This window comes from Streptomyces aureus, from assembly GCF_001418135.1.
Lineage (GTDB): Bacteria > Actinomycetota > Actinomycetes > Streptomycetales > Streptomycetaceae > Streptomyces > Streptomyces aureus_A.
Genome location: NZ_LIPQ01000435.1, coordinates 1 through 10,299, shown reverse-complemented (window position 1 = coordinate 10,299; position 10,299 = coordinate 1). Strand labels below are relative to the sequence as shown.

The following is a 10,299-nucleotide window of genomic DNA, read 5'->3' as shown; positions in this document are numbered from 1 at the left end:
CTCCCCCGGCGTCCTCGGGCCCGCCGCCCTCTCCGTCCTCGCCCCGCTCGGCCGCCTGACCGCCGCCCAGCTCCGGGCACTGCTCCCCGCCGGGGAAGTCCGGCTCACGCCCTGGCGCGGGGTCGTCGTGGCCGGGGCCGGCGCCGACCGGCTGCCCGCCCTCGACGCGGCCGGGCTCATCACCCGCCCCGACTCCCCCTGGGCCGGTGTCACCGCCTGCACCGGGCGGCCCGGCTGCGCCAGGTCCCTCGCCGACGTCCGCGCCGACGCCACCCCCGTGCACCCCGAAGGCCCCGTGCACCCCGAAGGCGCCGGACACCTCGAAGGCCCCGGCCACCCCGAAGACCACGGCCACCCCGGAGGTCCCGGAGGCCCCGGACGCATCGAGGACCGCCTCCTCCCCGTGCACTTCTCCGGGTGCGAGCGCCGCTGCGGACACCCTCACGGCGCCTGGACCGACGTCCTCGCCACCGCCGGCGGCGACTACCTGGTGGACGGCGTCCCCACCCCCCGTACCGCCCTGCCCGAAGCCGTGACCGCGGCCCGCACGACGAGATGAGCGAGAGCAACAGGATGTTCGACTACGAGAAGGACGGGGCGGAGATCTACCGCCAGTCCTTTGCCACGATCCGCGCCGAGGCGGATCTGGCGGGCCTGCCCGCCGACGTCGCCCAGGTGGCGGTCCGGATGATCCACGCCTGCGGCATGACCGACCTCGTACGCGACATCGCCTGGTCGCCGCAGGTCGTCACGAACGCCCGCGCCGCCCTCCGGGCCGGAGCGCCGATCCTCTGTGACGCGCAGATGGTCGCGAGCGGTGTCACCCGGCGCCGGCTGCCGGCCGACAACGAGGTGGTCTGCACCCTCTCGGACCCGTCCGTGCCGGCCCTCGCCGCCGAACTCGGCACCACCCGCTCCGCCGCGGCCCTCGAACTGTGGCGGGACCGTCTCGAAGGCTCCGTCGTCGCCATCGGCAACGCGCCGACCGCCCTCTTCCACCTCCTGCAGATGGTCGCGGAAGGGGCCGGGAGGCCCGCCGCCGTCCTCGGCATACCGGTCGGCTTCATCGGCGCCGCCGAGTCCAAGGACGCCCTGGCCGCGCAGGACCTGGGCCTCGACTACCTCGTCGTACGGGGCCGGCGCGGCGGCAGCGCCATGACGGCCGCCGCGATCAACGCGATCGCCCACGAAGCGGAGATTCAGAAGTGACCGGCAAGCTGTACGGCGTGGGGCTCGGCCCCGGCGACCCGAACCTGATGACGGTGGCCGCCGTGAAGGCCATCGCCGCCGCCGACGTGATCGCGTACCACTCGGCCCGCCACGGCCGGTCCATCGCGCGCTCGATCGCCGCCGAGCACCTCCGTGAGGACCACATCGAGGAGCGGCTGATGTACCCGCTCACGGTGGAGACCACGGACCACCCGGGTGGCTACCGGGGCGCCCTGAACGACTTCTACGAGGAGGCCGCGGCCCGCCTCGCCGCGCACCTCGACGCCGGACGCACCGTCGCCGTCCTGGCCGAGGGCGACCCGCTGTTCTACGGCTCGTACCAGCACATGCACAAGCGGCTCGCGGACCGCTACGACACGACCGTCATCCCCGGTGTCACCTCGGTGTCCGCCGCCGCCGCCCGCCTCGGCGAGCCGCTGTGCGAGGCGGAGGAGGTCCTCACGATCATCCCCGGCACCCTGCCGGAGGACGAGCTGACGGCCCGTCTCGCGGGCACCGACTCGGCGGTCGTGATGAAGCTCGGCCGCACCTTCCCCACCGTGAAGCGGGCCCTGGAGCGGGCCGGCCGGCTCGACGACGCACGGTACGTGGAGCGGGCGTTCATGGCGGGCGAGCGGACCGGCGACCTCGTGGACGTCGACCCCGGGTCGGTCCCGTACTTCTCCGTCGCCGTGCTGCCCTCCCGTATCGACCGCGAACCCGCCGTACGGGAGCGGGGCGAGGTCGTCGTCGTCGGCACCGGCCCGGCCGGCGCGCCCTGGCTCACCCCCGAGTCGCGCGGCGCCCTCGTCAACGCCGACGTCCTCGTCGGCTACACCACCTACCTGGACCGGGTGCCGGTGCTGCGCCCCGGGCAGATCCGGCACGGCTCGGACAACAAGGTGGAGTCCGAGCGCGCCGAGTTCGCCCTCGACCTGGCCCGCCGCGGCCACAAGGTCGCGGTCGTCTCCGGCGGCGACCCGGGTGTCTTCGCGATGGCGACGGCCGTCCTGGAGGTCGCCTGCGAGCCGGAGTACGCGGACGTGCCCGTACGGGTCCTCCCCGGAGTGACCGCCGCCAACGCGGCCGCCGCCGCCGCGGGCGCCCCGCTCGGCCACGACTACGCGACGATCTCGCTCTCCGACCGGCTCAAGCCCTGGGACGTCATCGAGACCCGGCTGCGCGCCGCGGCCGCCGCCGACCTGGTCCTCGCGCTCTACAACCCGGGGTCGAGGTCCCGTACGCACCAGGTGGCCGCCGCCCGCGACCTCCTGCTCGAACTCCGGTCGCCCGAGACCCCGGTGGTCGTCGCCCGGGACGTCGGCGGCCCCGAGCAGTCGGTCCGGGTGGTGACCCTGAAGACCCTGGAGCCGTCCGAGGTCGACATGCGCACCCTGCTCCTCATCGGTTCCTCGCAGACGCGGGCGGTCGAGCGCGCCGACGGCCGGACGATCGCCTGGACCCCGCGCCGGTACGGCTGACGGCCCCGACGGCCGACGGAGGTCGGAACTCCTGCTGCTCGGCACCGGGCGGCAGGAGCCCTTCCACCGTGCGGGCGCGGGGGCGCCGTTCGCCGTTGCACCTGGTCCGCCCGCTCTTCGGGCTCGTCCCCGGGGCCGGCCGCGGTCAGTCGCGGGTGAAGGTGCCGAGGCCCTCGCCGTCCAGGTACTCGACGCGGACGGTCTTCCCGTCGGGGGAGAACGTGACGCCGGTGGGGCCGACGGCGTTCTCCCCGCGCGTGGGGAAGCTGAACGTGTCGCCGTCGTAGTGCGTGAGCCGGTACGACTGGGGCTCCGGCCCCAGTCGCAGGACGAGACCGCCGTTCTCCTCCGCCACCGTCAGACGGCCGTAGTAGTCACTGCCGTACGTGCCGGTGTAGACGCTGTTCGCCTTCGCGGGCGTCCCGTCGGCCGGCGGCTTCGCGAAGTCCGTGGCCGAGCGGCCGGCCTCCGCCTCCTGCTCGTACAGGGCGTTGACGAGCGGCAGCCAGTCCCGGCTCGGCTTCCCGTCCTGCGCGGTGTCGAAGAAGTCGAGGGCGACGGCGTCGGCGACGCCGACCGGCGCGCCGTTGGTGAGGACGACGATGCCGAGCTGCTCGCCCGGCAGCATCGTGACGTTGGTGTGCGCGCCGAGCGCGAACGCGCCGGTGTGGGAGAGGCGGAGCCGGCCCTCGTCGTCGTACGACACGTTCCAGCCGAGGCCGTAGAAGCCGGTCCTCGCGGCGGGTGCGTGCGCCGGGTTGGCGACGGACTCGGGGTGGTGGGTGAGGTCGAGGGCGTCCTCGGCGACGATCCGCTTCCCGTCGAGCGAGCCGTTGGCGAGCTGGAGCCGCAGCCAGGTCGCCATGTCACGGGCCGAGGAACTGACGCCACCGGCGGGGGACTGGGCGTCCGGGTCCCGGACGAACTGCGCCTTCCAGGTCCCGTCGGCCTCCTTGACGTGCCCGTGGGCCCGGTCGGGGTTCGAGACGAAGTCCTGGAAGGTGGAGCTGGTGTCGTTCATGCCGGCGGGCCTGTAGAGGGTGTCCTCGGCGAGCTTCGCCCAGGGAACGCCCTTCTCCGCGGCGACGGACTCGGCGGCCGCCGTCAGGCCGAAGTTGGTGTACGCGTAGCTCGCGCGGAACGGTGCGAGGGGCTCGTACCGCAGATGGGACAGGATGTACTCCTGGTCGTAGCCGAGGTCCTCCAGCAGGTCGCCCGCGTGGTCGGGGAGGCCGCTGCGGTGCGAGAACAGGTCGGCGACGGTCACGTGGTCCGTCACCCACGGGTCCTTCAGCCGGAACTCGGGGAGTTCGGGGTTGACCGGCTTCTGCCAGCCGTCCACGCCGACCGCTCCGGAGACGACGGTGGAGGCGACCGGCTTCGACACGGAGGCCAGCTGGAAGACGGTGTCGGCGTCGACCTTGCCGGCCTTGCCGACCTCGCGCACGCCGTATCCCTTGATGTGGACGACCTGGTCCTTGTACACGACGGCGACGGAGACCCCGGGCACCCCGGTCTTCCTCATCAGCTCCGCGACGCTCGGGTCGAGCCGGTCGACGGCCCGGTCCACGTCCGCCCCGTCGAGCTGGGGCGGCGGCTGGGCCGGCGGAGGCTCAGGCGTGGGGGTCGGGGTCGGACCGGTCCCGGCGAGGGAACCCATGCCCAGCACGGACACGATCCCCGCGGTGACCAGCCATCGGACGGTAACCACGCTTCCATTGAACGCCCGGAGGAAGCCGCTGTCGCGCCGGGCGGAGCGGAGGCCCCGGCCCCCTGGTCCAGCGCCGGAACCGGCCGGTAGAGTCCGCATCCGGCGGTGACCCGGCCCCACCCGCACCGTCCCGGCTCCCCCACGAGTCCCGCACCACATCACCTGTTTCCCATAGGTCCGGAAAGGGCCCTCTCTCTGTGACGACCCGTAACCGGCTGAGCGCCCTGGCCACGACGGCCGCGCTCGCCGCATCCGGCGGTCTCCTGACCGCCGCCCCCGCCGCCGCTGCCGTCACCTGCGCCTCCCCGGTGTGGAAGGCGGAGTACTACGCCAACACCACCCTCACCGGCACGCCCAGGCTGACCACCTGCGACAGCGTCATCGCCGAGAACTACGGCACCGGCGACCCGGCGGGCGTCACGCTGCCCAGGGACAACTTCTCCGTCCGCTGGTCCGTCACCCGTGACTTCGGCTCCGGTGGCCCCTTCACGTTCACCGCCGAGGCACAGGACGGCATCCGCGTCCACCTCGACGGCGTCCGCAGGATCGACCTGTGGAAGAACGTCTCCACGACCCAGAAGAAGACCGTGGCCGTGACCGTCCCGGCCGGCCGGCACACCATCCACGTGTCCTACGCGACCTGGACGGGCGCCGCCAACGTCAAGTTCGGCTACGCGCCCAACACGTCGCCGACCGTCGACAAGGTCCGCCCGCTGGCACCGACCGGCGCCACCGTCGCGTACGACCGCTCCCTGAACAGGACCACCCTGAAGTGGGCGGCCAACAAGGAGATGGACCACGCCGGATACCGCGTCTACCGGCGGCCGAGCACCTCCACGGCCTGGACCAGGACCGGCGGCACCGCGCTCGTCACCGGCACCGCGTACGGCGACCACCCGCCCGCCACCGGTCAGCGCTTCCTCTACGAACTCCGCGCCGTCGACAAGGCCGGCAACGAGTCCCCGGGCAGTGCCGACCTCACCGTCGCCACCGTCGACAAGACCCCGCCCATCGCCCCGCACGTCATGCTGGACGCCTGCCCGGACGGCCTCCCCTACGCTGCCCCCCAACTCGTCACCACGGCGGAGAACTCGGCCGACATCGCGTGGTACGAGGGACAGCGCCACAACCCGGTGACCGGCGTCTGGACCACCGTCCACTCCGGCGCGAGGGGCTCCATCTGCGACACCGGCCAGCCCGCCGACGGCAGCAGCGCCACCTACCGCGGCCGGGCCCGCGACGCCGCCGGGAACTGGTCCCCGTACTCGCCCGCCACCACCCTCACCACCGCGGATCTGACGCCCCCCGCGCCCGTCACCGACGTCCGCGCCGACCACCGGTCGGGCGTCCCCCACCTCACGTGGTCCCCCGTGGCCGGCGCCGCCTCGTACCGGGTCGTCCAGTACGACCCCGCGACCGGCGAGCACCTGAACGCCCTGCCCACGGGCGACACCACGACGGCGACCGACGTCGTGCCGCGCCAGGCGGCCGCGGTGGCCGACACGTACCGGTACGCGGTGCGGGCCGTCGACGCGAAGGGCAACGCCGCCGCCCCCGTGGAGATCACGCTGTCGATGGCCGACCGGGCCGAGTCGATCCCCCCGTTCCGGACGACGGCGAACAGGTTCGACGAAGGCGTGATGATCTGGTGGCTCGGCGCCGATCCGTGGACCGTCGACGAGAATCCCCTTCCCGCCTACCGGATCGTCCGCACCGACACAGCCACCGGTGAGACCAGCACCGTCGAGGGATGCAAGCCGTTCACCTCGGACGACCGGCCGCTGACCGGCCCCGACGTGAGCTGGACGTGGGCCGACGACACCGCGCCCTCCTACGCCGGACGCAAGATGATCGACGGCCGCTGCTGGGACGTCCAGGGCAGGTCCGAGACGACGTACGAGTACCGGATCGTGACGATCGACCGGTACGGGCACGCGTCGCAGCCCGGACCCGCCGCCACGGAGACCACCCCGGACACCGTGCGCCCGGCCCCCGTGCGGAACCTGACCGCCGAACAGATCCCGCTCGGCGTCCGCCTCACCTGGACCCCGCCCGCCGACGACGACGTCGAGGGCTACGCGGTGTGGCAGAGCACCACCGACCCCGCCACCGGCGCGACCACGTGGACCAGGAACTGCTGGACGGGCACCTCCCTGGCCGAGACCGAGATCCTCTGCCCGACCGTCCCCGACGGCCGCCCGCACACCTACCGCGTCGCCGCCATGGACCGGTTCGACCCCGACCCGGTCCTCGGGGAACTCGACCCGGCCGAGATCACCGTCACCCCCGCGGACACCCGGCCTCCGGGCTGGACCGACACCCACATCCGCGACGCCCAGTACCCCGCCCTCCTGCTGCAGTGCTCCGACGGGTCCTCCGTGCCCTGCGGGACCGCCACGCAGTACCGGGTGGAGCGCTGGAACCCGCTCGCGGGCTCCTGGACCACCCTCACCACGGGGGCCCTGGAGGGCGCGCCCTACCAGTACATGGACTCGGCGGTGGCCGAGGACCTGCTGAGCCTCCAGTACTACCGGGTGGTCTTCACCGACCCCTCGGGCACCGAGCAGTCGGTCCGTACGACGGCGTACGGCATCTGGGCCTCCTGGCTCTGACGCACTCCTACCGCAGCACCCAGGCGGCGGCCTCCCCGGGGGTCGCCGCCACCGGCACGCCCTCCGGGACCGGGGGGCGGCGGACCACGACGACCGGGAGGCCCGCCTCGCGGGCCGCGGCCAGTTTCGGGGCGGTCGCCGCGCCGCCGCTGTCCTTCGTCACCAGGACGTCGATCCGGTGCCGGGCCAGGATCTCCCGCTCGCCGTCCAGGGTGAACGGCCCCCGGTCGAGGAGGGTCTCCGTGCGGGCCGGCATCGGGGCCTCCGGGGCGTCCACCGAGCGGACCAGGAACCACTCCGGGCGGTCCGCGAAGGCCGCGAGGCCCATCCGGCCGGTCGTCAGGAAGACCCGGTCACCGAGGCCGTCGAGGGCTGCGGCCGCCGCCTCCAGGGACGCCACGGAGCGCCAGTCGTCGCCCTCTCCAGGGACCCAGCCGGGGCGGCGCAGCGCCAGCAGGGGAACATGGGCGGTGGCGGCCGCCCGGGCCGCGTTGAAGCTGATCCGCTCGGCGAAGGGATGCGTGGCGTCGATGACCGCGTCCACGGCGTGCCCGCCGATCCACTCCACGAGCCCGTCGACGCCGCCGAACCCGCCGATCCGCACCTCGCCCTCGGGCAGCCGGGGGCTCGACACCCGCCCCGCGAGGGAGCTGGTGACCCGGGCCTCGGCGTGCAGCAGTCCCGCGAGGGCGCGGGCCTCGGTGGTTCCCCCGAGAATGAGTATGTGCACAGGAGCCTCTTCGTGACTTCAGGCGGCGGGCGTGAGGCCCAACTCAAGCACACGGGCCTCCGCCCGGGGTGGACGACGGGTGCCTGCGCGACGGCGGCGACGACGGCCGCGTACACGGCGCTCCTGACCGGCGAATTCCCGGACCCGGTGACCGTCACGCTGCCGAAGGGCCAGACGCCGTCCTTCGCGCTCACGGCGGAGTCCCTCGACGCCGGTACGGCCATGGCCGCCGTGACCAAGGACGCGGGCGACGACCCGGACGTCACGCACGGCGCCGTGATCCGCTCGACGGTACGGCTCCTGCCGGCCGGGTCGGGCGTCGTCTTCCGGGCCGGTGAGGGCGTCGGCACCGTCACCCTGCCGGGCCTGCCCCTGGAGGTCGGCGAGCCGGCGATCAACCCGGTGCCGCGGCAGCTGATGCGGGAGCACGTGGCGGAGGTCGCGGCCCGGCACGGTGGGAGCGGCGACGTCGAGATCACCGTCTCCGTCGACAACGGCGCCGAGATCGCCCGCTCCACCTGGAACCCCCGGATCGGCATCCTGGGCGGCCTGTCGATCCTCGGCACGACGGGGGTCGTGGTCCCGTACTCGTGCTCGGCGTGGATCGACTCGATCCGCCGGGGCGTGGACGTGGCCCGCGCGGGCGGTCTGACGCACGTGGCGGGCTGCACGGGCTCGACGTCGGAGCGGACCGTCGCGGGTCTCTACGACCTGCCGGAGATCGCACTCCTCGACATGGGCGACTTCGCGGGCGCGGTCCTCAAGTACATCCGCCGTCACCCCGTCGACCGCCTCACGATCTGCGGCGGCTTCGCGAAGCTCTCCAAGCTGGCCGCCGGCCATCTGGACCTCCACTCGGCGCGCTCCCAGGTCGACAAGGGCTTCCTGGCGGAGCTGGCCCGCACGGGCGGCGCGTCCGAAGCCCTCGCCGCGGAGATCGCGGACGCGAACACGGGTCTCGCCGCGCTCCGCCTCTGCGAGGCCGCGCACGTCCCCCTGGGCGACCTGGTGGCCGCCCGGGCCCGCGACGAGGCCCTGGCGGTGCTCCGGGGCGCCCCGGTGGCGGTGGACGTGATCTGCATCGACCGCGCGGGGACGGTGGTGGGCCGGTCGGCGGTGGCGGGACCGGGCGCGTAGCGACGGGTCGCCGGTGGCGGGACCGGGCGCGTGGCCACACGTCGCCGGTGGCCAGGACGGGCGCGCCGCCACCGGTCGCCGGTGGCCAGGACGGGCGCGCCGCCACCGGTCGCCGGTGGCCAGGACGGGCGCGCCGCCACGCCCGGTCCCTCCGCTTCCGGGCCCGTCAGGCCGTCGGGTAGCCGATCTCCCGTACGTCCTCGGCGAGGTCCGCGAGCGTGACCTCCGGGTTGAGGGCGGCGACGACCTCCGCTGTCAGGGGGCGCAGGGCGAGGACGTGCCGTACGGCCTCGATGTCGACCGGGCGCTCGTAGTAGTCCGAGGCCCACTCCGCGTACGCCTCCGCCGAGCGGTCCGTCAGGTGGTGGAAGAGGCCGCCGGAGCCGTCCGGGTCCTCGTGGTCCTCCAGGTCCGTGAACTCGACCGGGCCCGTGTGCCAGGCCGTGTCGGCGGTCTCGCGCCACAGACAGGCGGTGGTCACGTGGATCCCGTCCTCGTCCGTGAAGGCGGGCTCCGTCAGGTACTCCCGGAACGCCTCCGGGACCCCGTCGAGCACCCCGGGCCACGTCTCCCCGTCCGCGGCGGCCCCGTACGGGCTCATCGGCGACTCGTGGTCGAAGCCACGCGCGAAGGCCCCGGCCGCGGACAGCACGATCGTGTACTCGCCGCCCTGACCGTCCTTCATCGACGCCAGCTGTTCGGTCTCCGACCAGTGCGCGTCGAAGGAGTAGTACCGGCTCTCCCACTCCGGGCTGAGCACGGCCTCCGTCATCGCGAGCCCCCGGCTGTGGTCGCGCAGTTCCTCGATGCCCGGCAGCGCCCGGGCCACGTCGTAGACAGTCACGTCCCCATGAGACCGCACGCCGCTGACGGCCGACATGCGGCCCCCGGGCCACGAACCTAGGCTTACCAGCACATACCCCCTGAGCGAGAGGGAGCCCCATGGCCAAGCGAGGCAACAAGAAGCGCGCCCGCAAGAAGAAGAACGCGAACCACGGCAAGCGGCCCAACGCCTGACCCACCGACGTCGGAGGTCCGACGTCCACGCGCCGGGGCCCCGGGGATCGGACTCCCCGGGGCCCCGGCGCGTCCGTGCGCGGCCGGCGTCAGCAGGCGTGGCGGTCGCGTGCCGGGTCGTACAGGTGGCTGTCGCGGAACTCCGAGGCGCCCAGCGTGCGGCCCACCAGGATGACGGCCGTCTTCGTGATGCCGGCCGCCTTCAGCTGGGGCGCGATGTCCTCGAGCGTGCCCCGCAGCACGATCTCGTCGGGGCGGCTGGCCATCGCCACGACCGCCGCCGGGCAGTCCGTGCCGTAGTGGGGGACGAGTTCGGCGACGACCCGGTCCACGTACCGCGCGGCCAGGTGCAGGACGAGCAGCGCGCCGCTGCGGCCCAGGGTCGCCAGGTCCTCGCCCTCG

Annotated in this window: 8 protein-coding genes and 2 pseudogenes; 6 read left to right on the top strand and 4 right to left on the bottom strand. The window is 74.0% G+C overall.

Translation table 11 applies throughout. From position 1 onward, the window contains the following. The 3 genes and pseudogenes from AOK00_RS29885 to cobJ all read left to right on the top strand — a co-directional run. Positions 1–559 (top strand): annotated as a pseudogene (locus AOK00_RS29885) (hypothetical protein); the annotation flags it as partial. 14 nt (positions 560–573) lie between these two features. After that, positions 574–1,209 carry a precorrin-8X methylmutase gene (locus AOK00_RS29880; RefSeq protein WP_055603346.1) on the top strand — a complete coding sequence of 212 codons (636 nt, stop codon included), beginning with the start codon at positions 574–576 and terminating at the stop codon, positions 1,207–1,209. Next, on the top strand, positions 1,206–2,690 hold the full coding sequence (gene cobJ, locus AOK00_RS29875; RefSeq protein ID WP_055603345.1) for a precorrin-3B C(17)-methyltransferase: 1,485 nt from the start codon (positions 1,206–1,208) through the stop codon (positions 2,688–2,690). Before AOK00_RS29880 ends, cobJ begins: the two co-directional genes overlap by 4 nt. A gap of 145 nt (positions 2,691–2,835) precedes the next feature. Here the strand turns inward: cobJ and AOK00_RS29870 are convergent, their stop codons facing one another. Next, positions 2,836–4,350, bottom strand: coding sequence for a serine hydrolase (locus AOK00_RS29870; RefSeq protein ID WP_079042268.1), 1,515 nt, complete (start codon positions 4,348–4,350; stop codon positions 2,836–2,838). 248 nt (positions 4,351–4,598) lie between these two features. Here AOK00_RS29870 and AOK00_RS29865 point away from each other — a divergent pair, with 248 nt between their 5' ends. Then, positions 4,599–7,013 carry a PA14 domain-containing protein gene (locus tag AOK00_RS29865; protein ID WP_055603343.1) on the top strand — a complete coding sequence of 805 codons (2,415 nt, stop codon included), beginning with the start codon at positions 4,599–4,601 and terminating at the stop codon, positions 7,011–7,013. A 7-nt stretch (positions 7,014–7,020) separates the two neighbouring features. On the opposite strand, the gene AOK00_RS29860 is transcribed toward AOK00_RS29865, so the two are convergent. Next, positions 7,021–7,743 (bottom strand): cobalt-precorrin-6A reductase, encoded by a 723-nt coding sequence (locus tag AOK00_RS29860; RefSeq protein ID WP_055603342.1) that lies wholly within the window; start codon positions 7,741–7,743, stop codon positions 7,021–7,023. A gap of 12 nt (positions 7,744–7,755) precedes the next feature. Between AOK00_RS29860 and AOK00_RS29855 the strand changes: the two genes are divergently transcribed. Beyond that, the gene (locus AOK00_RS29855) at positions 7,756–8,880 is read left to right on the top strand and encodes a cobalt-precorrin-5B (C(1))-methyltransferase (RefSeq protein WP_055603347.1); all 1,125 of its coding nucleotides are present in this window, start codon (positions 7,756–7,758) and stop codon (positions 8,878–8,880) included. A 166-nt stretch (positions 8,881–9,046) separates the two neighbouring features. Here AOK00_RS29855 and AOK00_RS29850 read toward each other — a convergent pair whose 3' ends face one another. Then, on the bottom strand, positions 9,047–9,760 hold the full coding sequence (locus AOK00_RS29850; RefSeq protein WP_055603341.1) for a hypothetical protein: 714 nt from the start codon (positions 9,758–9,760) through the stop codon (positions 9,047–9,049). Positions 9,761–9,822: 62 nt separating this feature from the next. Here AOK00_RS29850 and AOK00_RS41640 point away from each other — a divergent pair, with 62 nt between their 5' ends. After that, a complete protein-coding gene (locus tag AOK00_RS41640) occupies positions 9,823–9,897 on the top strand; it encodes a 50S ribosomal protein bL37 (RefSeq protein ID WP_106976029.1) in 75 nt (24 codons plus the stop codon). Between the two features lie 89 nt (positions 9,898–9,986). On the opposite strand, the pseudogene AOK00_RS29845 reads toward AOK00_RS41640, so the two are convergent. After that, positions 9,987–10,299, bottom strand: a pseudogene (locus tag AOK00_RS29845) (precorrin-4 C(11)-methyltransferase); the annotation flags it as partial.

What these genes read in the sequence shown, in the direction of transcription:
- AOK00_RS29880 (WP_055603346.1), top strand. Translation starts at nt 574, where the DNA reads ATGTTCGACTACGAGAAGGACGGGGCGGAGATCTACCGCCAGTCCTTT.
- AOK00_RS29870 (WP_079042268.1), bottom strand. Translation starts at nt 4,350, where the DNA reads ATGGGTTCCCTCGCCGGGACCGGTCCGACCCCGACCCCCACGCCTGAG.
- AOK00_RS29850 (WP_055603341.1), bottom strand. Translation starts at nt 9,760, where the DNA reads ATGTCGGCCGTCAGCGGCGTGCGGTCTCATGGGGACGTGACTGTCTAC.